Origin of the sequence: Loktanella sp. R86503 (assembly GCF_042466455.1) — a bacterium.
GTDB lineage: Bacteria > Pseudomonadota > Alphaproteobacteria > Rhodobacterales > Rhodobacteraceae > Loktanella.
This window is the reverse complement of sequence record NZ_JAXHCI010000002.1, coordinates 1,663,835-1,689,843: the sequence shown is the minus strand read 5'-3', so window position 1 is coordinate 1,689,843 and position 26,009 is coordinate 1,663,835. Positions and strand designations below refer to the sequence as shown.

General features: G+C 61.2%; 25 protein-coding genes and 1 other RNA gene. 9 read left to right on the top strand and 17 right to left on the bottom strand.

Features of this window, described 5'->3' with window-relative positions:
* Positions 1-97: 97 nt before the first annotated feature.
* The 3 genes from bmt to SJY10_RS09155 form a co-directional block, all read right to left on the bottom strand.
* Positions 98-1,069 carry a betaine--homocysteine S-methyltransferase gene (gene bmt, locus SJY10_RS09165; RefSeq protein ID WP_386684598.1) on the bottom strand — a complete coding sequence of 324 codons (972 nt, stop codon included), beginning with the start codon at positions 1,067-1,069 and terminating at the stop codon, positions 98-100.
* Positions 978-2,915: a phosphatidylglycerol lysyltransferase domain-containing protein gene (locus SJY10_RS09160; RefSeq protein WP_386681771.1), complete on the bottom strand. Its 1,938-nt coding sequence runs from the start codon at positions 2,913-2,915 to the stop codon at positions 978-980. The genes bmt and SJY10_RS09160 overlap by 92 nt, the downstream gene beginning before the upstream one ends.
* 102 nt (positions 2,916-3,017) lie before the next feature.
* Entirely contained in the window at positions 3,018-3,332 is a 315-nt protein-coding gene (locus SJY10_RS09155; protein WP_386681769.1) for a DUF1476 domain-containing protein, read from the bottom strand.
* Positions 3,333-3,466: 134 nt separating this feature from the next.
* On the opposite strand from SJY10_RS09155, the gene purC reads away from it, so the two are divergent.
* The 6 genes from purC (at position 3,467) to SJY10_RS09125 (ending at position 11,754) form a co-directional block, all read left to right on the top strand.
* Positions 3,467-4,228, top strand: a complete 762-nt coding sequence (gene purC, locus SJY10_RS09150) for a phosphoribosylaminoimidazolesuccinocarboxamide synthase (RefSeq protein ID WP_386681767.1) — start codon at positions 3,467-3,469, stop codon at positions 4,226-4,228.
* Between the two features lie 14 nt (positions 4,229-4,242).
* Complete coding sequence (gene purS, locus SJY10_RS09145; protein ID WP_386681765.1) at positions 4,243-4,473, top strand: phosphoribosylformylglycinamidine synthase subunit PurS; 231 nt, start codon at positions 4,243-4,245, stop codon at positions 4,471-4,473.
* Between the two features lie 102 nt (positions 4,474-4,575).
* Positions 4,576-5,241, top strand: a complete 666-nt coding sequence (gene purQ / locus SJY10_RS09140) for a phosphoribosylformylglycinamidine synthase subunit PurQ (protein ID WP_386681763.1) — start codon at positions 4,576-4,578, stop codon at positions 5,239-5,241.
* Between the two features lie 43 nt (positions 5,242-5,284).
* Positions 5,285-7,045: an ATP-binding protein gene (locus SJY10_RS09135; protein WP_386684596.1), complete on the top strand. Its 1,761-nt coding sequence runs from the start codon at positions 5,285-5,287 to the stop codon at positions 7,043-7,045.
* 11 nt (positions 7,046-7,056) lie between these two features.
* Positions 7,057-8,388, top strand: coding sequence for a sigma-54-dependent transcriptional regulator (locus SJY10_RS09130; protein ID WP_386681761.1), 1,332 nt, complete (start codon positions 7,057-7,059; stop codon positions 8,386-8,388).
* A gap of 477 nt (positions 8,389-8,865) precedes the next feature.
* Positions 8,866-11,754: an Rne/Rng family ribonuclease gene (locus tag SJY10_RS09125; protein WP_386684594.1), complete on the top strand. Its 2,889-nt coding sequence runs from the start codon at positions 8,866-8,868 to the stop codon at positions 11,752-11,754.
* Between the two features lie 75 nt (positions 11,755-11,829).
* Here SJY10_RS09125 and SJY10_RS09120 read toward each other — a convergent pair whose 3' ends face one another.
* The gene (locus SJY10_RS09120) at positions 11,830-12,057 is read right to left on the bottom strand and encodes a sulfurtransferase TusA family protein (protein ID WP_386681759.1); all 228 of its coding nucleotides are present in this window, start codon (positions 12,055-12,057) and stop codon (positions 11,830-11,832) included.
* 112 nt (positions 12,058-12,169) lie between these two features.
* Between SJY10_RS09120 and SJY10_RS09115 the strand changes: the two genes are divergently transcribed.
* From SJY10_RS09115 to SJY10_RS09105, 3 genes are read left to right on the top strand one after another with little or no spacing between them, the layout of a single operon-like run.
* The gene (locus SJY10_RS09115) at positions 12,170-12,925 is read left to right on the top strand and encodes a cytochrome c biogenesis CcdA family protein (RefSeq protein ID WP_386681757.1); all 756 of its coding nucleotides are present in this window, start codon (positions 12,170-12,172) and stop codon (positions 12,923-12,925) included.
* Between the two features lie 39 nt (positions 12,926-12,964).
* Positions 12,965-14,203, top strand: a complete 1,239-nt coding sequence (locus SJY10_RS09110) for a hypothetical protein (protein ID WP_386681755.1) — start codon at positions 12,965-12,967, stop codon at positions 14,201-14,203.
* A complete protein-coding gene (locus SJY10_RS09105; protein ID WP_386681754.1) occupies positions 14,200-15,549 on the top strand; it encodes a cytochrome P450 in 1,350 nt (449 codons plus the stop codon). Before SJY10_RS09110 ends, SJY10_RS09105 begins: the two co-directional genes overlap by 4 nt.
* Here SJY10_RS09105 and SJY10_RS09100 read toward each other — a convergent pair.
* From SJY10_RS09100 to SJY10_RS09040, 13 genes are all read right to left on the bottom strand, one after another.
* Positions 15,546-15,764, bottom strand: coding sequence for a ribbon-helix-helix domain-containing protein (locus SJY10_RS09100; RefSeq protein WP_386681752.1), 219 nt, complete (start codon positions 15,762-15,764; stop codon positions 15,546-15,548). The genes SJY10_RS09105 and SJY10_RS09100 overlap by 4 nt on opposite strands.
* A gap of 8 nt (positions 15,765-15,772) precedes the next feature.
* Positions 15,773-15,955, bottom strand: coding sequence for a DUF4169 family protein (locus SJY10_RS09095; RefSeq protein ID WP_386681750.1), 183 nt, complete (start codon positions 15,953-15,955; stop codon positions 15,773-15,775).
* 10 nt (positions 15,956-15,965) lie between these two features.
* Complete coding sequence (gene fumC / locus SJY10_RS09090; RefSeq protein ID WP_386681748.1) at positions 15,966-17,357, bottom strand: class II fumarate hydratase; 1,392 nt, start codon at positions 17,355-17,357, stop codon at positions 15,966-15,968.
* Between the two features lie 35 nt (positions 17,358-17,392).
* Entirely contained in the window at positions 17,393-17,866 is a 474-nt protein-coding gene (locus tag SJY10_RS09085) for an SspB family protein (RefSeq protein WP_254252627.1), read from the bottom strand.
* A 181-nt stretch (positions 17,867-18,047) separates the two neighbouring features.
* Positions 18,048-18,399: a transfer-messenger RNA gene (ssrA, locus tag SJY10_RS09080) on the bottom strand.
* A 27-nt stretch (positions 18,400-18,426) separates the two neighbouring features.
* Positions 18,427-19,050, bottom strand: a complete 624-nt coding sequence (locus SJY10_RS09075) for a class I SAM-dependent methyltransferase (protein ID WP_386681745.1) — start codon at positions 19,048-19,050, stop codon at positions 18,427-18,429.
* 26 nt (positions 19,051-19,076) lie between these two features.
* On the bottom strand, positions 19,077-19,802 hold the full coding sequence (gene pssA, locus SJY10_RS09070; RefSeq protein WP_386681743.1) for a CDP-diacylglycerol--serine O-phosphatidyltransferase: 726 nt from the start codon (positions 19,800-19,802) through the stop codon (positions 19,077-19,079).
* 3 nt (positions 19,803-19,805) lie between these two features.
* A complete protein-coding gene (locus tag SJY10_RS09065) occupies positions 19,806-20,498 on the bottom strand; it encodes a phosphatidylserine decarboxylase (protein WP_386684592.1) in 693 nt (230 codons plus the stop codon).
* A 49-nt stretch (positions 20,499-20,547) separates the two neighbouring features.
* Complete coding sequence (locus SJY10_RS09060; RefSeq protein ID WP_386681741.1) at positions 20,548-21,882, bottom strand: branched-chain amino acid ABC transporter permease; 1,335 nt, start codon at positions 21,880-21,882, stop codon at positions 20,548-20,550.
* Entirely contained in the window at positions 21,879-22,889 is a 1,011-nt protein-coding gene (locus SJY10_RS09055; RefSeq protein ID WP_386681739.1) for a branched-chain amino acid ABC transporter permease, read from the bottom strand. Before SJY10_RS09055 ends, SJY10_RS09060 begins: the two co-directional genes overlap by 4 nt.
* Positions 22,890-22,920: 31 nt before the next feature.
* Positions 22,921-23,742: an ABC transporter ATP-binding protein gene (locus SJY10_RS09050; RefSeq protein ID WP_386681737.1), complete on the bottom strand. Its 822-nt coding sequence runs from the start codon at positions 23,740-23,742 to the stop codon at positions 22,921-22,923.
* Positions 23,743-23,857: 115 nt separating this feature from the next.
* The gene (locus SJY10_RS09045; RefSeq protein ID WP_386681735.1) at positions 23,858-24,643 is read right to left on the bottom strand and encodes an ABC transporter ATP-binding protein; all 786 of its coding nucleotides are present in this window, start codon (positions 24,641-24,643) and stop codon (positions 23,858-23,860) included.
* A gap of 84 nt (positions 24,644-24,727) precedes the next feature.
* Positions 24,728-25,924: an ABC transporter substrate-binding protein gene (locus SJY10_RS09040; protein WP_386681733.1), complete on the bottom strand. Its 1,197-nt coding sequence runs from the start codon at positions 25,922-25,924 to the stop codon at positions 24,728-24,730.
* Positions 25,925-26,009 lie beyond the last annotated feature (85 nt).

The following is a 26,009-nucleotide window of genomic DNA, read 5'->3' as shown; positions in this document are numbered from 1 at the left end:
TGTTCGGCCTTTCGGCCGAGCCTCTGGCGGGGATGTTTTTTAAAACAGAGAGGGTGGCGGCGGCAGGCGCGGGGCCTGCCGCCTTATTTTGCCGGGCTCAGCCGCGACGTTTGCCACGGCGGGCGGCGCGGACCGGGCCGTTCCCGTCGGTGCCGTCAGATTCGGAGGAAAATGTGCCCAGCGCGGCGGTGATGTCGTCCAGGCTGGGACGATCACCCTTCGGGCGGGTTTCGAGCGCTTCGCGCATGGCGCGCAAATGTTCCGGCGTCGTCCCGCAGCATCCGCCGATAATCTTGGCACCGCAGTTGCGGGCCAGTTCGGCGTAGTCAGCCATCAGTTCCGGCGTGCCGTCATAGTGGATGTGACCGTCGTGGTATTTCGGAATGCCGGCGTTGCCCTTTGAAATCAGGGGCAGGTCGGGTTCCGCATCAGCCATGCCGAGAATGGTGCGCAAAAGATCGGACGCACCGGTGCCGCAGTTCGCACCAAACCCCTGCGGTTTGTAGTCCAGCTTGCCAACGGATTTGACCATCTCGCGCGAGGTGACGCCCATCATGGTCCGACCAGCTGTGTCGAACGACATGGTGCCGCACCAAGGCATGTCAGCCAGTTTAAACGCCTCGGCGGCGGCGGCATATTCCTCGAACGCGGAAATGGTTTCCACCCAAAGCACATCCGCGCCGCCCGCCTTGAGGCCTTCCGCTTGTTCGTGGAACATTTCGACGGCCAATTCGTGGGTCAAGGAGCCCATGGGGGCCATGATATCGCCGGTCGGGCCGACAGAGCCGGCTACGATCACTGTGCGGCCAGCCTTGTCGGCCACGTTGCGGCCGATTTCGGCGGCGGCCTTGTTCAATTCCATCACGCGGCCCTGTGCGTCATGCAGTTTCAAGCGAGAGGCGTTGCCGCCGAAGCTGTTGGTCAGGAACAGGTCGGAGCCGGCATCGACAGCGCCCTGATACAGCTTTGCGATCCGGTCAGGATGTTCGACGTTCCACATTTCTGGCGCGTCGCCGGAAGAAAGCCCCATATTGAACAGGTTGGTCCCGGTTGCGCCATCGGCGAGGATCCAGTCGCGCGCGGCGAGAAGTTGGGCGAATGCGTTTGTCATGTGTAGCCTCAGTCTTTGGCGTGGGTCCGGTGCGGACATTGGCACCTTCCGTCGCATGAAGCGGGACAAAAGACAATTGCCGGGCCCGCGTCATCAGGCGGGCAAAGGGGCGTTGAACGGACCAGAAGACACCTGCAGCAGTCCAGACGAACCGCAAGGGTCCGGGGGCGGCATGGTAAAGCGGGCGCCAGTGGGGGCCAAAGCTTCGCTTGAACTGGGCCAGTCCGTCCTGCCGGCGGCCAAGCCAGCCGAAGGGGCCGCTTTGCGCGATCGTCGCCGCAAGGCTGACCTGCGCCACGCCCGCGGCTTTGGCTGAGGTGAAGCCTGCAACCATTGCGGCGGGCACGGCACCTGCGGGCAAACTGCCGTCGTGGCGGATAAGGTCGAGGCACCAGTCGTCTGGGCCTGTCTGAAACGTGACAAAGCCGTGCAATGTGTCATTGGTAAAAATCGCAAAGACAGTCTGCGCATTTAGCAGGGGCAGGGCGAAGCGACCCATTGAGAAGCCACGTTCACCGCCGTTGGCGCGGCACCACGCCTCTGCCACGCGGGTCAGGTCGCGGGGCATGTCGCGGGGGTCGATTTGCCGCACGCTGACGCCGCCCGACTGCGCCTGCCGCAGTTTGCGCCGCAGCGTAGCCTTGTCCGGTCCGTCCAGGGTCCATATGCGAGGATCGATCCACGCCTCTGTCGCGATGCGCATCGTGGACCAGCCCTGCTGGCGCAGGCCGGCAGCGGCACGGGCGCTGCATTTGTAGCGCGCCGTTGTTTGCAGTGCACCGGGCAGGGTGCCAATGGGATCGCCAATAACGACGCAGGTCAAAGGGGTATGTCCGACAAGCGCCGCGCCGTCTGCGCCGTGCCAGACAGAGGCACCCTGATCGGCCAGGGTCCATATCGCGGGGGCATGTCTGCGCAAATATTGGCGCAGGTCACTGCTGCTGGGCAAAGGTTGCGGCCGGGTCAGCGCGACAAGTCCAGCAGCTGCGGGAATGACGAAATAGACCAGCCGGAATGCCAGCAAGGCTGGCAAAACCGCGGTGGCAGATGCGGGTAAAAAGGCAATGACGGTCACGTCAAATGCCCCCACCCCCATGGGGACATGCGTCGCAAGACCTGCACCGAAGGCGAGGGTGAACACAGCCAAAACCTGCAAAAGTGGCAGATCGCCCGGCAGAAACACCGCGAATGCAAGCCCCGCGCACAAAAGGTCCGCATGGGTCAGGACCATCACACCCGCCGCCAGCCGGCGCTGCTGCCAGAGCAGCGGGCCATAGCGCCACAGGGCCAGCCCCATCGCAACAGCAGCTAATGGCAACACCAGCCAGGACCGGGCGACAGGCATTGCTGCCGTTAGATACCAGAGCGCAACCAAGGCAGTGGCGGACAGGCAGAGCGTAAAGGACAAGGAAAGCGCCAGCGATAGTCGCGCGACCTCAGCTGTCTGCGCCACACCGCGAAGCAGGTGCCAGCGTATCAGTCCGGCGACAGCGCTGGCCAAGCCGGTGCACTGGCCGATGGCAATGGCAATGCGGCCGGTGCGCCGCGCAGTATAGGCTTGGGTATTGATACGCAGCGCGATATGCCACAAGGCTTCAAGCTGACCGATGATGCGATAGCTGACGCCCGTCAAGATCAGGGCGGCCACCCACTGCCAGGGGGTAATGCCGGTCAGCCCTGAAAGCGCCGTTGTCATGGCATCCGCCGGCAAATGCTGGAAAACCCATATTGCCACACCAAGACCTGCTGCAGGCACCAGCAATTGCAATGCCCGCGTTATCGCCTGTGTGGATCGTTGCCGCATGACATACCTCTGGCCAATTGCCAGAAGCTTTAGACGGCAAGGGATAAAGACCGGGTAAAGATCCGCAGGACGCGCATCCTTCCCGGTCTTAACAGGTTAATATCAGACTTCGTCAATCAGCTGCGCTTTGGCTTCGATCATCAGTTCGGCCATCTTGGCGCGCAAATCCGCCTCGGACACCTTATCGCCTAGATCGCCGTGGACCTTGCGAAAGACATCCTCGTCGCCGGCCTCTTGAAAGTCGGACTTAATCACCTCTTTGGCGTAGGCCTGCGCGTCATCGCCGGATTTGCCCATCAGGTCGGCAGCCCAAAGCCCAAGCAGCTTGTTGCGGCGGGCTTCGGCCTTGAACTGCATTTCTGCATCGTGGGCGAATTTATTTTCAAAGGCGTTTTCGCGGTCTTTCATGCTCGTCATCGGGCAAAATCCTGTCTGCGGGTTCCGTTAGGCAAACTATGGGGTCCGCGCGACTTGCCCGCAAGGGGGGCTTGGCGTAAGAGGCGCAGAGCGGTGGCCCGCCAACGGGGCCGCCCCCAGACGTGAGGCTTTTTATGGCACGCCGCAAATTGATCTACGAAGGCAAGGCAAAGATCCTGTACGAAGGGCCGGAGCCGGGCACCTATGTCCAGTATTTTAAGGACGATGCGACCGCTGGCAATGGTGCCAAGAAGGACGTGATCGAAGGAAAGGGCGTGCTGAACAACCGCCTGTCGGAATATCTGATGGTCGGCCTTGGCAATATCGGCATCCCGACGCATTTTATTCGCCGTCTCAATATGCGCGAACAGCTGATCCGCCAGGTTGAAATCATTCCACTTGAAGTGATCGTGCGTAACTTTGCCGCCGGATCGATGGCCAAGCGGATGGGCATGGAAGAAGGCGCAACGCTGCCGCGCCCCATTGTCGAGTTTTCCTACAAGGATGACAAGCTGGGCGATCCACTGGTGCCAGAGGAATATATCATCGCTTTTGGCTGGGCCAGCCAGCAGGACATGGACGATATTGTCTCTATGGCGCTGCGGGTGAACGATTATCTGTCGGGTGTCATGTATGGTGTCGGCATCAAGCTGATCGACTTCAAGATCGAGATCGGCCGCGTGTGGGACAACGAATTTCCCCGCCTTGTCGTCGCAGACGAAATCAGCCCCGATTGCTGCCGCCTGTGGGATATTGAATCTGGTCAGAAGCTGGACAAAGACGTGTTTCGCCAGGACCTTGGCAACCTTGCTGATGCTTACACCGAAGTCGCGCGGCGTTTGGGCGTTCTGCCTAGCAATGTGACACACCGGCCCAAGCCAACGCTGATTAACTAAAGGAAATCAACATCATGAAAGCCAATGTTCATGTGATGCTGAAAGAAGGCGTGCTGGACCCGCAGGGCGAAGCCGTGCGTCACGCGCTGGGGGCGATGGGCTTTGAAGGCGTGAACGGCGTCCGTCAGGGCAAGGTCATCGCGCTGGATCTGGCCGACGGTACGACAGAGGATCGCATCAAGGACATGTGCGAGGCGCTGCTGGCCAATACGGTCATCGAATCCTACCGCATCGAGATTCTGTAAGCATCGGGGCGACCGGCGCGGCTAAACCTGCGCCGGCCCTTTCGACATACCGCCTGCAAGCCAATGCAGCGGTGCGCAAAACACTTTTCAGGAGCTACCCGCATGAAGGCCGCTGTCCTTGTTTTTCCCGGATCGAACTGTGACCGCGACATGGCTGTGGCCCTGCGCAAGGTCGGTGCCGATGTCACGATGGTCTGGCACAAAGACGCAGAGATCGGCGATGTCGATCTGGTCGCGGTGCCCGGCGGGTTTTCCTTTGGCGACTATTTGCGCTGCGGCGCGATTGCGGCCAATTCGCCTGTCTCTTTGGCGCTTAAGCGGCATGTGGAACGGGGCGGCTATGCGCTGGGGGTCTGCAACGGCTTTCAGGTTCTGACTGAAACCGGCTTGTTGCCGGGTGCGCTGATGCGCAATGCGGCGCTGAAATTCGTCTGCAAGTCCACGCCGTTGACCGTTGCGACGACGGATAGCGGCTTTACCGGCGGCTACACCGCTGGCGCAACAATCACGCTGCCCGTGGCCCATCACGACGGCAACTACACAGCCGAAGACGCGGTGCTGGACCAGCTGCGCGATCAGGACCGCATCGCCTTTACCTACGGTGATAATTTTAACGGCAGCCGTAACGACATCGCCGGCGTATTGAGCGAGAATCGCCGCGTGTTGGGGATGATGCCGCACCCCGAACGGGCTGTGGATGCCGCCACCGGCAATACCGACGGTCTGGCGCTTTTCCGCGGGCTTGTGCAGCAACTCGCCGACGCGTGATCGCTTGCTTGCCGGGCGTAGCGGCCCGACCTATCTAGTGCGGATGACCCACGCGGATTCCACCACACAGACCGGCACGCAGCGGCAGGGCCGCTGGCTTTTGCGGCTGAGCGTCATTGTCGTGTGTCTGCTGGGTGTCGTCACAATCTATACCACAAACCTGTTGCTGACCCAGCGGTTCACGGAAACGACACGCAATCGCGCAGAAGTCCGCCTGACCTTTTACGTTGCCAACTTGATGAGCGAGCTGCAGCGCAATTCCATTGTGCCGCAGCTTCTGGCCCGCGATCCCGATCTGATCAAGGCGCTGTCGGTCAGCAATTATGCACTGTCGACACAGCGGCTGCTGTCGTTTGTGGACGAAATCGGCGCGGCATCCTTGATGCTGCTGGACAAGGACGGGCGCGCAGTTGCGGCGACGGACCGGAACCGGCTGGGGGAACAGCACCGGTCGGACACATCCTTCGTCAATGCCCTGCGCAGCAATGCCACCGTCTTTACCTTAAGCGAGGCGGCGCAGGGCGGTTATCGCTTCGTCTATTCCCGCCGGATCGACCAGAACGGATCGACCCTGGGGGTTATTCAGGTGGCCGTTGATCTGGCCAAGCTGGAACGCAGCTGGGCCAGCGTATCCGATGCGGTCTATGTTGTGGACAGCACAGGCCATATCATCCTGACAACGGAACAGCGCTGGCGCGGCTTGGAAGAGGCAGAGGCCCTGCGCCGCCAAACCCCGCCGAGCGCGATCGAAGTTGCCCTGCGCGCCACGCAGGACTGGGCCGCGCTTCCCATCGACGCCTACCTGCGCGGAGAGGCGGTGCTGCGCCGCGAGGCCCGCGTGCCGTTCCAGGGCTGGCGCATGGTCAGCTACACCGCCTATTCGTCCGTGCGCGAACGGGTGAACGGTGTGCTGGCGCTGGAAGTCATGGGTTTTGCGATCTTTCTGGCGATGATGTTCTGGTTTGCATCCCGCAAGGCCACCAACCGGGTGGCGGTGTTCGAACGCGAATCCACGGAACTTCGCGCCCTGAACGCGGCGCTCCAACGCGAAATCGCGGCGCGTAAACAGGTTGAACGTAACCTGCAGGTCGCAGAACAAACCATGGCGCAAACCAGCAAGCTGGCGGCCCTTGGCGAAATGTCGGCCGCCGTCAGCCATGAATTGAACCAGCCGCTGGCTGCGATGAAAACCTATCTGGCGGGCGCACGTTTGCTGCTGCAACGCAAGCGGCCAGAGGAAACCCTGTCGTCGTTCCAGCGCATCGACGACCTGATCGACCGGATGGGCGCGATCACGCGGCAGCTGAAATCCTATGCCCGCAAAGGCTCTGATGCATTCGAGCCGGTCGATACCCGCGCCGCCGTGTCCTCTGCGCTGTCGATGATGGAGCCGCAGCTGAAAAACCGCTACGTCGAAATCAGCCGCACCCTGCCGGGCGAGCCGGCGATGATCCACGGCGACCGTTTGCGGCTGGAACAGGTGATCATCAATTTGCTGCGCAACGCAATTGACGCGACAAAAACAGTGGCCGACCCGCGGATCGACGTTATCTTGGCTTTGGGTGAAACGGTGACGTTGACTGTGCGCGACAACGGCGGCGGCATTGACGACCTCGATTCGCTGTTCGAGCCGTTTTATACAACCAAACAGCCCGGTGACGGCGTAGGCCTTGGCCTTGCGATTTCGTCGGGCATCGTGAACGATCTGGGCGGACGTATGACCGCGCGGAACGGGGCAGGCGGCGGTGCCGTGTTCGAGGTGCAGTTGCCCCGCCTCAAGACAGCGGCAAAAGCCGCGGAATAAGGATCAGATCCATGAGCAAAGCCATGAAAATCGCCATCGTGGATGACGAAAAGGACATGCGGCAGTCGATCAGCCAGTGGCTGGCCCTGTCCGGCTTCGAAACCGAAGCCTATGCCAGCGCCGAAGAGGCGCTGCGCGCTGTCGGCCCCGACTTTCCCGGGATCGTCGTCAGTGACGTGAAAATGCCCGGCATGGACGGGATGCAATTCCTTAAAAAGCTGCGCGGCGTCGATTCGGCGCTGCCTGTCATCATGATCACCGGCCACGGCGATGTGCCCATGGCCGTGGAGGCGATGCGCGTCGGGGCCTTTGATTTTCTGGAAAAGCCGTTCAACCCGGACCGCATGACAGAGCTGGCCAAGAAAGCCTGCAATGCCCGCCGCCTGACACTGGACAACCGCGCGCTGCGCAAGGAATTGTCCGACGGCTCTGCCTTGATCAAGAAACTGATGGGTCAGTCGGCCCCGATGGAACGGCTGAAAGAAGACATTCTTGATCTGGGGCAGGCCGATGGTCACGTCCTGATCGAAGGCGAAACCGGCACCGGCAAAACACTGGTCGCCCACGCCCTGCACGCTGTTGGTGCGCGGGCCACGAAAAAGTTCGTCCTGATCGCCTGCGCCGCCTTTGACGAGGCGACCCTGACCCGCCGCCTGTTCGGCCCTGCGGGCGAAGAAGAGCCGATCCCCGCCATTGAAGAGGCCCGCGGCGGCACGCTGGTGCTGGAAGATATCGAAAGCCTGAGCCAGACACTGCAAGCACGGCTTTTGACGGCGATCAACGACCAAGGCACGCCGGCAGAAACCCGTATCGTCGCGATCTGTAACTTGCAGGAACAGGACAAAACCTGCGAATCCGTGCTGCGGCCCGACCTTTATTACCGCATCAGCGCCCTGCGCATCGTGGTGCCGCCCCTGCGCCAGCGCGGCGAGGATATTCTGACGCTTTTCACCCGTCTGTCGGATCAGTTTGCCGAAGAATATGGCTGCGACGCGCCAGAGGTATCAGCCCAAGAAGCAGCGCAGCTGCTGCAGGCCCCCTGGCCGGGCAACGTGCGCCAGCTGATTAACGTGGCAGAACGCGCCGTTTTGCAAAATCGGCGCGGCACAGGGTCCATCGCATCATTGCTGATGGCCGACAGCGACGACAGCCGCCCGGCGATGACAACCGAAGGCAAGCCATTGAAAGAGTTCGTTGAAGCCTTCGAGCGGATGTTGATCGACAACACCATGCGCCGACACAAGGGATCCATCACCGCTGTCATGGAAGAGCTGTGCTTGCCGCGCCGGACCCTGAACGAAAAGATGGCGAAATACACGCTGTCTCGGTCTGACTACCTTTAGTGCTGCCCGTTTGCGCGGCGATGCCGCGTCCCGGTCCGGGGCGCGGCTTTCTTGTGCAAGAATGCCGGGCGACCCAGCCTGCGCGCACTTTGTGATTGTCTTATGACACAATAACCCCCTATGTATGTTTTACGGGCGGTTGGCATGACGATATGCGCAAAATCCCGGTGAGATTCTCTGATCCTGTCCGGCGCGGCAAAAGCCGGTGGACATGATCAGCTGACTATGACCCGAAATGGTCAAAAGAACGCCCTGGGCTCGCATGTGTATTCTGTGACCGGGCATTAAACAGGCCCGCCCACGCGGGTCAGACAAGGACCGCGATGCGAGGCGCGCAGAACAGTGACCACCAGACAGACGCCCCAAGGGGCCATGTCGTGGCCTGCGCACCCATCGCCTTAATCAGACATGACAGCCGCACTATCGCACCTCCCGGGGGCGATGCGGCGCGTCGTGCGAATGGACAACATGAAGAAAATGCTCATCGATGCCACACACGCGGAAGAAACCCGCGTTGTTGTGGTCGACGGAAACAAAGTCGAAGAATTTGATTTCGAAAGCCAGTTCAAGCGTCAGCTTGCTGGGAATATCTATCTGGCCAAGGTTACGCGGGTTGAACCGTCCTTGCAGGCTGCCTTTGTTGACTATGGCGGCAACCGCCATGGCTTTCTGGCTTTCTCTGAAATCCACCCCGATTATTACCAGATTCCGGTCGCTGACCGTCTGGCCCTGATCGAAGAAGAAAAGGCATATGCCGCCAGCCAGAAGGCAGAGGAAGAGGACGACGCCGATACGGACGCCGCCGACACCGCACAGGGTGACGACGGTGAAGATTCCAAGCCAAAGCCTCGCGTGCGCCGCACCCGGCGTAGCAGCCGCAACCGCGCGGCCAGCACATCCTCTGACGATGCGACCGCCACCCGCGATATCGCGGGCATGGAAACCATTGATCTGGACGACCCTGAAGAGGGGTCCAGCCCGATGGAACTGGTGGCAGAGACACCCGTGGACACGCCCGCCAACGACGAGGCGCAGGACGACGACCAGGTTGACGGCGCTGATGACAGCGATGCCGACAGCGACGATCAACCCGCAGAGATCGAAAACGTCGACAGCGCGGATGATAGCGACGACGTCCGCCCCGTGCGCAAGCCGCGCCCCAAGCGTTACAAAATTCAGGAAGTCGTCAAAGTCCGCCAGATCATGCTGGTGCAGGTCGTCAAGGAAGAGCGCGGCAACAAAGGCGCGGCGCTGACGACATATCTGTCGCTGGCAGGCCGCTATTGCGTGCTGATGCCGAACACGGCCCGTGGCGGCGGCATTTCCCGCAAGATCACCAACGTCGCCGACCGCAAGAAGCTGAAGGAAATCGCAGGAGAGATGCTGGTTCCCGAAGGTGCCGGCCTGATCATCCGCACCGCCGGCAGCCAGCGCACCCGGAACGAGATCAAGCGCGACTATGAATACCTGCAGCGCATGTGGGAAACCATTCGCGAACTGACGCTGAAATCTATCGCCCCTGCGAAAATCTATGAAGAGGGTGATCTGATCAAGCGGACGATCCGCGATCTGTATTCCAAGGACATCGACGAAGTCATCGTCGCTGGCGAAGAAGGCTATCGCAACGCCAAAGACTTCATGCGGATGATCATGCCATCCCATGCCAAGCACGTGAAGCAATACGCCGAACAGATGCCGCTTTTCGCCCGCTACCAGTGCGAAAGCTATTTGTCGGGCATGTTTAACCCGACGGTGCAGCTGCCCTCTGGCGGTTACATCGTCATCGGCGTGACAGAGGCATTGGTCGCTATCGACGTCAACTCTGGCCGGGCGACGAAAGAAGGTTCGATCGAACAGACCGCGCTGAAAACCAACCTGGAAGCTGCCGACGAAGTCGCACGCCAGGCGCGTCTGCGTGACCTTGCGGGTTTGATCGTCATCGACTTTATCGACATGGACGAACGCCGTAACAATATTGCGGTGGAAAAGCGGTTCAAGGATGCGCTGAAAACCGACCGCGCCCGCATTCAGGTGGGCCGTATTTCCGGCTTTGGTCTGCTGGAAATGTCGCGTCAGCGTCTGCGCCCCGGCATGCTAGAGGCGACAACACAGCCTTGCAGCCATTGCCACGGCACCGGCCTGCTGCGGTCCGACGACAACGTCGTGCTGAACATTCTGCGCCAGATCGAAGAAGAAGGCACCCGCGGCCGTTCCAAAGAAGTGCTGGTGCGTGCGCCGGTGTCCATCGCCAACGTGCTGATGAACGGCAAGCGCGACCACATCGCCGGGATCGAGGCGCAGTATGGCATGTCCGTGCGCGTCGAATGTGACCTGACGCTGGTGTCGCCTGATTTCGCGATCGACAAGTTCAAGACCGCAACGCGCGCCGTGCCAGAGGCTTTGCCCTTTGTGCCGCCCGTGCAAAGCGCCCGCGATCTGGCAGACGAACTTGTCTTTGACGAGGTTGAAGAGGAAGAGGCCGCACCGGCTGCCGCTGACACGCCCGCCCAGCAAAATGGCGATGCGGCGACGCCCGGCGACGACGATGCGGACGGCCAGCCGCGCAAAAAGCGCCGCCGGCGCCGGCGGCGGAAAGGCGGCCAGACCGCCGAAAACGGCGAGAACGGTGAGAATGGCGAGAACGCGGATGAGTCCGCCACTGACGGCGCCGATCAGGATGCTGCACCCGTAGATGCCCCTGATGCGCCAGCAGATGCGGCAGAGGCGGCAGAGGCCGCAAGCGATGTGCCTGCTGAAAAGCCCAAGCGCACCCGCAGCCGCCGCAAGCCCAAGGCAGAGGTTGCAGATGCACAGGCCGAGGCAGATACGCCGGATGCTGTTGCCGAGACTGCGCCTGCCGACCAGCCCGCCGCCGATGCCGATGCGCCCGCTGAAAAGCCCAAGCGCACCCGTAGCCGCCGCAAACCCAAGGCAGAGGTTGCCGAAGGGACGGAAGCGCCGGCAGAGGCCGATGCGGAAGCGACTGCCGAAAAGCCGAAGCCTGCCCGCCGCAGCCGCGCGCGCAAGCCCAAGGCAGAGGCCGCACCGGTGGTTGATGCGCGGACGGATGTGCCTGCGGTTCCCGCTGATGCGCCTGCTGACGCACCTGCCACCGACGCGCCGATTGCCGACGCACCGGTGTCCGAAACCCCTGCGCCTGCCTCTGAAGCTGCACCAGAGGTGAAGTCAGACCCCATTGCCGCGCCGGAGCCGGTCGCAGAACCGGCACCTGCGACAGAGGAGGCAGCAGAGCCAGCCTCTGCGCCGGAACCAACACCTGCACCGGAGGCACCTGCACCGGAGGCGCCTGCAGAGGACGCCGAGAGCAAGCCGAAAAAGCGCGGCTGGTGGTCACTGGGTCGCTAAGGCCCGCCACCCCGGAACACGAAAAAGGCGGGCCGCAAGGTCCGCCTTTTTTCTATTCAGTCCCGTATCGGCAGATCAGGCCTTGCGAATGAAATAGATCTGCGCGTCGCCGTCATCCTGTGTCAGGGCCAACGTATGCCCTGCCTCAAAGCAGAAATGCGGCACGTCGATCACCGCCGCGGGATCGGTCGCTCGCATCCGCAGCACCTGACCGCTGGCCAAAGCAGACAGGCGTTTGCGCGCCTTTAGAACGGGCAGGGGGCACAGCAGCCCGGTGGCATCAAGGTCAGCATCATAATCCATGCCCCATCGCTAGGGCGGATGTGTCATTTTGTAAACGCCCTCGTGACGCATCGCGGCGTGACGCCGCGCCCGTGATGGCCTAAGCCTGTGCCAACACGCGCAAAGAGGTCCCATGTTCGAAAATTTTGCCTTAATGGACGCAAGCCTTGTGCCCGCCATGGCCATCGCCCTGATCGCCGGCCTTTTGTCGTTCCTGTCACCCTGCGTGCTGCCGATTGTTCCGCCCTATCTGGCATATATGGGCGGCGTGTCGGTGACCGAGTTGGACGAAACCGCCGCCGCGCGCCGGCGGGTCATGGTGGCCGCTTTCATGTTCGTACTAGGACTGTCGACGGTATTTTTGCTGCTCGGCATGGCGTTTTCAACGCTAGGGCGGGCTTTGCTGCAATGGCAGGGCTGGTTTGTGCCCATCGCGGGCACCGTCGTCATGATCTTTGGCGCACATTTCATTGGCGTGTTCCGCATCGGCTTTCTGGACCGCGAAGCGCGGGTTGCGACGGGCGATAACGGTGGCAGCGCCTTTGGCGCCTATGTGTTAGGCCTTGCCTTCGCCTTTGGCTGGACGCCTTGCCTTGGCCCGATCCTTGGCTCGATTCTTGGCCTCGCCGCGTCAGAGGCCGACGTCGGCCGCGGCACTGTCTTGCTGGCGATGTATGCGCTGGGGCTGGGGCTGCCCTTCCTGGCGGTTGCCGCGTTTTTCCCGCGCCTGAAGGCGCCAATGGCCTGGATGAAGCGGCATATGGGGCGGATTGAACGCACCTCTGGCCTGCTTCTCTGGACGGTCGGGCTGATGATGGTCACTGGACAGTTTACCGCCTTCAGCTTTTGGCTGCTGGAACGGTTTCCAGCCTTGGGGGCGATCGGATAACGGCTTAATTTCGCCTGCATTCCCCGCTAGGGTCCGCGCATGAGCGAGCATGACGATCAGCAAACCGTGCGCCGCCGGCGGGTGTTCTACATCCCCGGCTATGACCCGATTCATCCCCGCCGCTACCGCGAGCTATACCGCACCGAAGGCACCGCCCAGGCGGCGATTAGCGGCTACGCGTTGACGCTGAGCCCAAAGCCGCGCGGCGCGACCTATGGCTGGCAGGTTGTCGCCGGAATGGACGGGGCGCAGGTCACGGCAGAGGTGGATGTGTTGGTCTGGTCCGACATCGTGCGCGGCAGCATGTCCCATTCGATCCCCGCGACCTATGGCCAGCTGCTGCGCACGGCCTTTACCTATATCGCCAGCGGCACGCTGCGGCGGCTGATGTGGCTGCGCAAGGGACCGGTGATTGCGGCGCTTTATCCCGTAGGCATGTTGCTGGTGCAGCTTTTGGTGGCGACCTTGCTAGGCGGTTTGGCCGCGAAACTGCTGGGCCTGATCCCTGTGACGGGCCTGCTGGGCACCATCCTGTCGCTGCTGTCCTACGCCCTTTGGGCGGGGGTCGCCGTCTGGGTCCTGCGCTGGTTCAAGCGCAAGGACGGCAAGTTTTTTGCCTATTACCTGATGCACGACTATGCCTATTCCGCCCGCTGGAACGGGGCGAACCCGCCCGCACTCGAAGAGCGTATGGCGCAATTTGCGGACCAGATCGCTGCCGCTTTGGCCACGGACGTGGACGAGGTGCTGGTCGTCGGTCATTCATCCGGCGCGCACCTTGGGGTGTCGATCCTTGCTGATCTGCACCGCGCGAGCCGGGTGCCAACGGATGGTCCCACGTTGTCGTTCTTGTCGCTGGGGCAGGTGGTGCCGATGGTGTCGTTCCTGCGCGGTGCCACGCGTCTGCGCCGCGATCTGCACGATCTATCCCGCGTTGACATGCCGTGGGTCGACGTCACAGCCCCCGGCGACGGCTGCGCTTTTGCCTTGTGCGATCCGGTCGAGGTGTCTGGCGTCGCGCCAAAGGACAAGCGGTGGCCGCTGGTCATCTCTGCCGCCTTTACGCAGACCCTGTCGCCCGAAAGATGGAGAGAGCTGCGCTGGCGGTTTTTTCGCCTGCATTTTCAATACCTCTGCGCCTTTGACCAGCCCGGCGATTACGACTATTTCCGCATTACTGCGGGGCCGCTGACCTTGGGCGAACGCTATCGGGGCCGCGCGCCTTCGGCTTCTCGCATCGATGTGCGCGCATCGAAATACACGGATATGGCACTGTGAAGCCCGCCAAGCCGCCTGCGCGGCCGGACAAGGTATCGCTGTTTCGCTACCTTAAACTGTTCCGCGCAGATATTCTGTCGGCGCAACCCGCCAAGCTGTATCGCGCGTGGATGGCAGAGTTTCGTACGCCGTTTTTCCGCAGCTATATGGTGAACGACCCGGAGCTTATCCGGCTGGTGCTGAACGAGCGCCCCGATGATTTCCCCAAATCGGACCGCATCGGCGCGGGGCTGCGGCCCTTGCTGGGGGACTCGGTGTTCTTGACCAACGGCGATTTGTGGAAACAGCAGCGCCGCATCATCGACCCCGCCTTTGCGGGGGGGCGGCTGCGCGATACCTTTCCGGCGATCAAGGCGGCGGGGGCGGCGGCGGTCACCCGCATGGCCGCGTTGGCCGACGGCACCCCGCGCGATATAGAGCCAGAGACGAGCCATGCCGCCGCCGATGTGATCTTTCGCACGCTGTTTTCCGTCCCGATCGAGAACAAGGTTGCGACCCGCGTGTTCGACGCCTTCAAGACCTATCAGCGCACCCAGCCGATCCTGAACCTTGCCGCCTTTGTCCCCGGCCCCCGCTGGATGCCGCGGTTTTTCCGCCGCGACACGCGGGCCACGGCGCGGCTGATCCGCAGCCTGATCACCGACATGACCGCCGCGCGGCTGGCGCAGATTGCGGATGGCACCGCGCCGGATGATCTGGCGACCAAGATCATGACAACGGCGGACCCTGAAACCGGCGATACCTTTAATGTGCCGCAAATGGTCGATCAGGTCGCGATCTTCTTTCTGGCAGGACACGAAACCAGCGCCGCTGCGCTGGCGTGGACGTTGTATTTGCTGGCGATGCACCCTGAATGGCAAGACAAGCTCGCGGACGAGGCGCAGGCCTGGGACGGCGAATTTGCCGGACTTTCGACGCTGAAAGCTACCCGCGACGTGTTCCGCGAAAGCCTGCGACTGTATCCACCTGTGCCGATGATGGTGCGCGAAACGACCAAGCCAGAAGTGTTTCGCAAGCGGGGCGTCACGCCCGGCGCACAGGTCGTGCTGTCGCCTTGGCACCTGCACCGGCACGAACGGATTTGGGACAAGCCTGACGATTTCGACCCAACCCGCTGGCAGACCGAGAACGGCAAAACGGGGCAGCGCACGGCCTATATGCCGTTTTCAGCCGGACCGCGGGTCTGTACCGGTGCCGGCTTTGCCATGATCGAAGGCGTTGTTTTATTGGCGCAGATGTTGGCGGCCTACCGCTTTGACCTCGTGCCGGATCGCCCGCCCGTGCCCGTCGCCCATCTTACCGTCCGCACGGCAAACGGCATGTGGCTGCGGATCAGCCCGCGTTAATCGCGTCGTTGCGCGTCGCGCAACACATGCACCCGGATGGCAGAGGCAAGGCCGATATCGCCGCGATCCGCGTCGATCTGCGCGGCCAGCGCGTTAATCGTCATCCCGTCGCGATCCGCCATGGCGCGGAACGCCTGCCAGAACGCATCTTCAAGAGAGACAGAGGTCCGGTGCCCGCGCAGGGTCAAGGAATGCTTGACCGGACGGGCGGGCACCGGGCACTTCATTCTTCGAACTTCGCCTGATCGAGCGCGGTCCGCGCTTTGTCAGCGCGGGCCGCGTCCAGCAGGCGTTCGGCCTTGCTGCGGCCGAATTTGACCGCATTGGCGTCTGCTTCAGCCTTGTCTGCGGCCCTGTCGCGGGCCTTGCGCACCTTGTTCAGGTTGATCGGTGTGTTGGCGTTCATTTTGGACCGTTCACTTCGGGCCGATCATGTCTTCGGGGCGCACAACGCGGTCAAAGGTTTCGGCGTCGACAAAGCCCAAGGCAATCGCCTCTTCCTTCAAGGTGGTGCCGTTTTTATGCGCGGTTTTCGCGACCGTTGTGGCGTTGTCGTAGCCGATGGTCGGGGCCAGCGCCGTCACCAGCATCAGCGATTCGCGCATCAGCTTTTCAATCCGGGTCCGGTCGGCCTTGATGCCGACAACGCAGTTGTCTGTAAACGCGACAGAGGCATCGCCCAGCAATTGCAGCGATTGCAGCACGTTATACGCCATCATCGGCTTCATCACGTTCAGTTCGAAATGGCCCTGGCTGCCGGCAAAACCCACAGCGGCATCGTTGCCCATGACATGGGCACAGACCTGCGTGATCGCCTCGACCTGCGTGGGGTTCACCTTGCCCGGCATGATGGACGAACCCGGCTCGTTTTCCGGCAAGATCAGCTCTCCCAGACCGCAGCGCGGACCGGAGCCAAGGAAGCGGATGTCGCAGGCGATCTTGTATAGCGACGCGGCAACGGTTTTCAGCGCGCCGGACATTTCGACCAGACCGTCATGGGCGGCCAGCGCCTCGAACTTGTTCGGCGCGGTGACGAAGGGCAGGCCGGTGATGTCGGCAATTTCGGCGGCGACAGTTTCGCCCCAACCAACCGGAGTATTCAGACCGGTGCCGACGGCAGTGCCGCCTTGGGCCAGCTCATAAATAGCAGGCAAGGCGGCCTTGATCCGGCGGATGCCCATGGCGACTTGATGGGTGTAGCCGGAAAATTCCTGCCCCAGTGTCAGCGGCGTCGCGTCCATGGTGTGGGTGCGGCCAATCTTGATGATATCGCTGAACTCTTCGACTTTGGCTTGCAGCGCGGCGTGCAGATGTTCCAGCGCGGGCAGGGTCACGTCATGGGCGGTGCGCGCCACGGCGATGTGCATCGCGGTCGGAAAGGTGTCGTTAGACGACTGGCCCATATTGCAGTGATCGTTGGGGTGCACCGGATCCTTGGACCCGATGGTGCCGCCCAGCATTTCGATCGCGCGGTTCGAAATCACCTCGTTCGCGTTCATGTTCGACTGGGTGCCGGACCCAGTTTGCCAGACCACCAGCGGGAAATGATCGTCCAGCTTGCCGGCGACAACCTCTTTTGCGGCGGCGACGATGGCATCACCGATTTTCGCATCCAGCTTGCCGCGTGCCATATTGGCGGTGGCGCAAGCCTGCTTGATCACGCCAAGTCCGCGCACGATGGCGACGGGCTGCTTTTCCCAACCAATGGGAAAGTTCTGCAGGCTGCGCTGGGTCTGCGCACCCCAATAGCGGTCTGCTGGCACGTCAATAGGGCCGAAGCTGTCGGATTCGGAGCGTTGGTCGGTCATAGGTCTGTCCCGGCTGTTGTTTTGAAATTGCCCGCTTATTTGCGGAATTTATCAAGGCTGACGACTTCGGCGTCCTTGCGGGGCGCTTCCTCTTCAGGCTCGACCATCTCGTCCATGGGCGCTTCTGCGCCGTCGTCGTCATCGCCGTCCTCGGGCTGGGTTTCGAACCGCAAGCCGAATTCAACCGACGGGTCGACGAAGGTTTTGATCGCGTCATAGGGGATATACAGCGGCTCTGGCGCGTTGCCAAAGTTCAGCGTGATCGAAAATCCTTCGTCGGTGACTTCAAGGTTGTCGAACCAGTGCTGGATCACGATTGTCATCTCTCCGGGATAGCGGTCAGATAGCCAATCGGCGATTTCGACATCCGGATGCTGGGTGTCGAAGGTGATGAAAAAGTGGTGCGCGCCGGGCAGTTGTCCGGTCTTTTGGATGTCCGTCAACACGTTTTGGATCAGGCTCCGCATGGCGCGGTGCATCAGGTTTCCATAGTCGATCGTGCGCGACATGCGTTACATCCTTTGTCGGTTTTGCGGTACAATACCCAAATCGTGGCGGGATGAAAGGGCAGACGGCGCGCGGACCGCCATTGCCCGCGCAACAAAAGTCAGGCGCAGGCGGCGCAGCGCTGGTTACCCGCGGGTACGCAAAGCCGGACGCCGCTAGTCGGCACATAGGGGAAGGGGGGTAGGTGCAGGTTTCTGTTGCCAGGTACCTGCGGACCCCGCCTTAGGTCGCAAAACCTAAGGGCTTAAGGTTTCGATATTCCGCACAGCTTACGCTGCGAGGGCCATCGGTGCTTTGTTGTCATTTGCAACTAGCTTTGTTGTACCGATAACGGTGGTAACTCACCGAGACAAAGCAAAACCCCTTTAGACGTTCGTCGATCCTATTTCGTCCCCATCGCTGGCAAATGACCAGAGTGTTGGTGGAGACGCCGGGTACCGCCCCCGGGTCCGATCCGCTTATTACGAGCGCGTTTATGTCCATAGTCCCGAAGGACACCTTACAGATAGGGGCCTACGCGGGTGGTGACAAGGGGGATCAGTGTGTTTTCGGCATGCCCGCCTTAGGCACCGCCGGCCTTTTCCAGCACCAGAAACGTCATCATCCCAAGCGGCGGCAGCGCCGATTGCGACAGTATCGACAACCGGTCATCCACCATGATGGTCGCCATGCGAAAGTCGGAATGCCAGCCGATCAGGTTTTCCAGCGGCGCGAACAGCTTTTCGATGCCTGCCAAAAACCCCTTGTCCCGCTGGAAATGATTGGCAATCACAACCTGCCCGCCGAGTTTGCACACCCGGGCGATTTCGGCGATCACGCGCTCTGGCTCTGGCACAACGGACAGCACATGCATGGCGGCCACGGTGTCAAAGCTATTGTCGGGAAACGCCAACGTGCGGGCATCCATCTGCCGCAACTCCTTGACGTGGGACAGCCCTGTGCCCGCGATGCGCGCGCGGGCCTTGGCCAGCATATCGGTGCTGTAATCAATTCCCGTAACACTGACGCGGTCGTCATAAAGCGGCAGCGCAAGCCCTGTGCCGACCCCGACCTCCAACACGTCGCCGCCGCGTTCGCAGATGTAATTCACGGTCCGCTTGCGGCCAATCGTGGTCAGCGCGCCAAAAGTGCGATCATAGACCGGCGCCCAGCGGGCATAACTTTTTTCGACAGCAGAGATATCCATAACGGTCCCATTCGTGCGGTTGAACATCAACGCGGGCGGCGCAAACAGCCCCAGACGACGCCGATGATATAGGCCGCACACAGCGCGACCAGTGTAATCCAAGGATAGGTCAGCACCGCCGCAATCAACACGACGGCCCCCAGCAGGGCATACCGAATGTTGCCCTTGGCGATGCGCAGGGATTTGAACGAAGAGGTGCGGATCCCGCTAATCATCAAAAGCCCGATTGCCGCCATATAAAGGCACAGCAGCGGGTCCGGCAGCAAAGCGGCATTGGCAAAGGCAAAGGACGTAAACATCGGCAGCAAGACCAGCATCGCCCCTGCGGGCGATGGCACCCCGATGAAGTCATCAGAGGTTTTAGGTATATCCGTCGATTTGGCATCCACGTTGAACCGCGCCAGTCGCAGCACGCAGCAGACGGCAAAAATCAGCACGGCGATCCAGCCGATCTTGCGATAGTCCTGCAACGCCCAAAAATACAGCATCAGGGGGGCGGCGACGCCGAAATTGACAAAGTCCGCCAAGCTGTCCAGCTCTGCGCCGACCTTGGAATGACTGCCCAGCAACCGCGCCACACGGCCATCGATCCCGTCCAGCAAGGCGGCAAACAGCAATAGCAGGGCAGCGGTCTTGAAATCGTGCTCCACCGCCGCCCGAATGGCTGACAGCCCGGCCCCGATGGCCGTCAGCGTCAGCGCGTTCGGCAGCAGTTGCAGCAAGGCGACATCACGGCGCGGTGCAGCGGACATGGCTTAGCCTTTCAGATCAGCAATGACCGTTTCGCCCGCAACCATGGTCTGACCAATGGCGACCATCGGCACAACGCCTTCCGGCAAATACACATCAAGGCGGGAACCAAATCGGATCAGACCAAAGCGTTCGCCCGGCGCCAGAACTTCATTCGGCTTGGTGAAACAGACGATGCGCCGTGCCACAAGGCCAGCAATCTGCACAACAGCAATGTCGCGCCCGTCGGCCATCGTGATGCGCACGGAATTGCGTTCGTTATCAACGCTGGCCTTATCAAGAGAGGCGTTAAAGAATTTGCCGGGCCGATATGCGATAGCTTGCACAGTGCCGCCCACAGGGGCCCGGTTCACATGGCAATTGAACACATTCATGAATACGCTGACACGGGTCAGCGGCGTGTCGGCCATGCCCAGCTCTGCTGGCGGAACGGCCGGTTCGATCAGGGAGATGATGCCATCAGCCGGACTGATGACAAGGTCCGGCCGGTCCGGCGTGACCCGTTCGGGGTCGCGAAAAAAGTAATAACACCAGACGGTCATCAACACGCCAAGCCAGCCCAGCGGTTCCCAAATCAAGAACAGGATCAGGGTAATGACCCCGAAGATCGCAACGAACTTGCGCCCCTCCGGATGCATCGGTTTGATGAAAGTGCTGGCCATGTTCATCGTGTCGCTCCTGCCCCTTGACGGTCGTATCCGTCATAGGGGCAGGGCAGGTAAACGCAAGGCGATTGACGCCCGGCGTCTATTTTTCAGGCAAAATCCCGCGCGGGCTAAACCGCATGATTAACAGCAGCACAGTGCCCATCACAAGGAACCGCATCTGCGGTGCGGAATCGATCAGACTTGCCTTCAGCGCGCTGTCAGCATGCAGGGCAGAGGTCACCCAGATCATCAGATCGGGGCCGTATTCGCCCACGGCAACCCACAGCCACCAGATCAGCATACCGCCCAGCACAGAGCCGATATTGTTGCCGGAGCCGCCGACGATCACCATTACCCAGACCAGAAAGGTAAAGCGCAGCGGCTGATAGGCCGCAGGCGTCATCTGCCCGTCCAGCGTCGTCATCATCGCCCCTGCAAGACCGCAAATGGCAGAACCGATGATAAAGATCTGCAAGTGGCGCCGGGTCACATCCTTACCCATCGCCTCTGCCGCGACTTCGTTGTCGCGGATCGCGCGCATCATGCGGCCCCAAGGGCTGTGCAGCGCGCGCTGTGCCAGCAGCAGGATCACGATCAGAAACGCTGAAAAGAGCCCCGCATACAGCAGTTTGACCGCCAGCGTTGATGCCGTGGTCGCATCCAGCCCCAGATCGTTCGCCGCCGCGACAAAGGCCGGATCGACCTGCAAGTCCGTTTCATAGGGAACAGGACGGGGAAGGCCGGTGACATTCAATACGCCGCGCGATAGCCAGTTTTCATTCTTTAAAACGGCGACGATAATCTCGGCGATGCCAAGGGTCGCAATGGCCAGATAGTCCGACCGCAGCCCCAGCGCCACCTTGCCAATCGCCCAGGCCGCGCCCGCCGCCAGCAAGCCGCCGACAGGCCATGCAATGATCGGCATCCACCACCAGTCGCGGCCCGCATCGCCGCCAAAGTTGACGCCGCCAAGGTAGCCGTAAAGCGATGGGTTCACGCCCTCAATCGCGGATACGCCGCCATCGAACACGCTGCGAAAGGCGAAAAAGCCTGCGATCATCAAAGCCGTCATCACCAGATTGCGCGTGCGGCCCTTGGCCATGCGCTTGTAGACGGCAACCAGCACAACGATCACTGCCGCGCCAATGGCAAGCCCCAGCAACACGCGCCCGCCGCCCGCAGCCCAGGCATCGCGCACCGGCGGCATGGTCAACAGCACAGAAGCAAGCCCCCCAAGCGCGACAAACCCCATGACGCCCACGTTAAACAGACCCGCTAGGCCCCATTGCAGGTTCACCCCCAGCGCCATGATCGCGGAAATCAGACCGTAGTTCAGGATCACCAGCGCCAAGTTCCAGTTGTCCAGAACTCCGGTGCCAATAATCAGCAAGGCGACAAAAGCCGCGAAAAGGCTGGTACGCAGCGTATCGGTCATATGTTTTGCCCCTTGAACAGGCCGGTCGGTTTGAACAGCAGCACGATCAGCAAAATCATGAAACTGACCGCAAATTTGTAGTCACCCGACAAAAGCTGCACCAGACCATCCGGCCCCATCCCTTCGGGCAGCCAGTAGGTCAGTACCTTTTTCAGCGGATAGGTCACGGTGACTTCGGCAAAGGCGATCAGGAACCCGCCCGCAATCGCGCCCACCGGGTTGCCAATGCCGCCCACAATGGCGGCGGCAAAGATTGGCAGCAACAGCTGGAAGTAAGTGAAGGCTTTAAAAGACTTATCAAGGCCATAGAGCACGCCCGCAATCGTCGCCAGCGCCGCCACAATCAGCCAGGTCACGCGCACAACGCGGTCGGGGTCGATGCCGGACAGCAATGCCAGATCCTCGTTGTCGGAAAAGGCGCGCATCGATTTGCCGGTGCGGGTCTTGTTCAGAAACCAGAACAACGCCGCCACGGTAATGGCCGCCGTCACCAGCGTGATGGCCTGCGTTGTCTTGATCGCCAGACCTTCGTCCAGTCCGGTCCAATCCTTGAACTGGCGCACCGTCATTAAAAAGCGTGCGCCATCGGCAAACTGGATATCGCGCACGCCGATAAAGACGCGGGTCAAGCCGTTCATTACAAACATAACCCCCAGCGACACGATCACCAGCACCACCGGTTTTGCCTTTTGCTGGCGATAGAACTTGTAAACCAGCCAGTCGGTGCCCAGCACCAAAAGCCCCGTCGCCAGAATGCCCACCGGCATCGCCAGCAGCGCCGTGGGCAAGGGCCCCAGCGTGATCCCCATGGCCACCAGAACCGCCGTCACCTTGATCGTGACAGCCGTGCCAAAGGCCATGGTGTCGCCATGGGCAAAATTGGAAAACCGCAAGATCGCATAAACCAGCGTGACGCCAAGCGCACCGATGGCAAGCTGCGCGCCATAGGCAAGGGCAGGGACGACGACGAAATTGGTCAGGAACACCAGTCCGTTCAGAAATTCCATGGCTGGTCCTTGGTCAAAGTATCAAACATTATCATCCCCCCAAAAAGCTGCGGCGGACTTCGGGATCAGCCAACAGCTCCTTGCCCGTGCCGGTATGGGCATTCGCGCCCTGCACCAGAACATAGGCTTTATCTGCAATCTCAAGCGCTTGCCGAGCGTTCTGCTCGACCATCAGGATCGGGATCCCAGTCCGCGCCACCTCGATGATGCGATCAAACAGCTCGTCCATGACGATGGGGCTGACACCGGCCGTCGGCTCGTCCAGCATCAGCACCTTCGGTTTGGTCATCAGCGCGCGGCCCACAGCCACCTGCTGTCGCTGGCCGCCCGACAACTCGCCCGCGGGCTGCAGGCGCTTGTCTTTCAGGATCGGAAACAGATCATAGATCTGCGCCATCGTATCGCGAAAATCGTCGCGGCGAATAAAGGCACCCATCTCCAGATTCTCTTCCACCGTCATCGAGGTAAAGATGTTATGGGTCTGCGGCACAAAACCCATGCCCTTGACCACCCGCTGCTGCGGCGACAGGGCCGTAATATCCTCACCGTCCAGCATCACATGGCCTGACCGCACATCCAACATGCCGAACATCGCCTTCATGGCCGTCGATTTGCCAGCGCCGTTCGGGCCGACAATGACCGCAATCTCGCCCGGGTCCACAGCGATGGTGCAATTGTGCAGGATGTCCGGCCCCTTGCCATACCCCCCCGTCATCGCGTCCCCGATCAGAAACGGCGTACCTGGCGCGGGGCTGCTCTGCCCGCCGCCCACAGGCTGCGCCACACCGCCACCCGGTTTGGTGATCGACCGGTCGCTGTTTCCGCGATCATCCTGGTAAGGGTTATCTGTCATGCCATATCCCCCATCCGGGTCTTCTTCTGGTTGAAAATATCCTCGGGGGTGAATGCGCGGCAGCGCAGAGGGGGCAGACAGCCCCCTGACACCGCCCGCCCAAAACGCAGCTTTATCATGTGCATGCCACCTGATCTTTATTCTTCAGGCCGGTGCCCAGATAGGCCTCGATGACCTGCTCGTTGGCCTTAATCTCGGCCAGTGTGCCCTGCGCCAGAACCTTGCCTTCCGCCATGCAGATCACCGGATCACACAGGCGTTCGATGAAATCCATGTCGTGTTCGATGACCACAAAGGTATAGCCGCGTTCCTTGTTCAGGCGGATGATCGCATCGCCAATGGTATTGAGCAGCGTGCGGTTTACGCCGGCGCCAACCTCGTCCAGAAACACGATCTTGGCGTCGACCATCATGGTCCGCCCCAATTCCAGCAGCTTTTTCTGCCCGCCCGAAATCTGCCCTGCCTTGTGGTCAGCCAGATGGGATATGGTCAGAAAATCAAGCACTTCATCGGCCTTCGCCTTCAGCGCGCGTTCTTCGTTCGCGATCCGCTTGCGGCCAAACCAGGTATTCCAAAGCGACTCGCCCGACTGCCCCCCGGGCACCATCATCAGGTTTTCGCGGCAGGACATTGACGGAAATTCATGGGCAATCTGGAACGTCCGCAGCAAACCGCGGTGAAACAGATCATGCGGCGCAAGGCCGGTGATATCCTGCCCCTGCATCGTCACCCGGCCGGAGCTTGGTTGAAGAACGCCCGCGATCACGTTGAAAAGGGTAGTTTTTCCGGCACCGTTCGGGCCGATCAGTCCTGTGATGGACCCTTCGGCAATGCTCAGGTTTGCCCCATCCACGGCGCGAAAACCACCAAAGGTTTTCACCAGATTTTCAACAACAATCATGCAGGTCCCCGGCGGCGCGGCATGGCCGCAGAATTAACAAATGAAAACGGCGCGAGATTGCTCTCGCGCCGCCATAATCCGCGTTTAGCGGTAGGTGACGGTCTCGATCGCGCCGTCTTTGACTTCAATTTCACGGAAATTGCCAGCGGATTCGCCGGGTCCGATCAATTCCAGTGCGGTCGCACCGACATAGTCGATGTCCTCGCCGGCTTTCAGCAGTTCGATCGCCTTGGCCAGCTCGCCCGGGAAAATCTCGGTGCCGGGGGCGTTGGCGACGTCCATGACCTTGTCCTTAAAGTCGGCGGACTGGTTCGATCCGGCAGCTTCCATCGCCAGCATGATCAAGGCAGCGGCGTCATAGGATTCAGGCGCATAGGCACCGGTGCCGTCAAAGCCGGCTTCGGTCGCCATAGTCAGGAAGGTTTCCGCGCCGGTGCTGTCCGTGCCCGGCAGCTGACCGAAAGAGCCGTTCAGTGCATCGCCAATGTCGGCAACCAGCTGGTCGCCCACCATGCCGTCGGGCAGGACGAAGGTTTCAAACGCGCCGGTATCGACAGCGTTCTGGATCACGCCCTTGCCGCCCTGATCGGTGTAACCGGCCACGACTAGCGCCTCACCGCCGGCAGCGGCTAGCGCTGCGACTTCAGAGGAATAATCGCCTTTGCCATCTTCATGGGCTGCGGAAATGGTGACTTCACCGCCCGCAGCTTCGAACGCCGCCTGGAACGCATCGGCCAGACCCTTGCCGTAGTCGTTGTTGGTATAGGTCACGGCGACGGACTTGAAGCCGCGGTCAACCAGCACGTCGGTCATGACTTCGCCCTGACGCGCATCGGACGGGGCTACGCGAAAGAACAGGCCGTCGTCTTCTGCAGCCGACAGCGCAGGCGATGTTGCGGAAGGAGAGATCATCACAACGCCATTGGGGCGTGCGACGTTCTGCAGGACGGCGCCGGTCACACCGGAACAGTCAGCGCCCATAATCGCATTGACCTTTTCGCCGGTCACCAGACCTTCGGCAGCGGCGGTTGCAGCACCGGCGTCAACGCAGGTGGAATCGGCACGCACGGCGGTGACAGCTGCACCGTCCAGCAGGGTGCCAGCGGCGTTCACTTCGGCAATCGCCAGCTCTGCGCCGGCGGCCATAGCGGGGGTGATGGATTCCAGCGGGCCGGTAAAGCCAAGCTGAATGCCGATCTTAACGTCACCGGTGTGGCCTTCGGCAAATGCCGCGCCAGACATCAGTGCGGTGGCCGCAGTGGCCAGCAACAATTTGTTCATTTGAACTCTCCCAATTGGTTTTTTGTTCTGCGGGGCAGATTAACAGGCGTAACCGGATTGTGAAGCGGCCATCGTGCAGCGACTG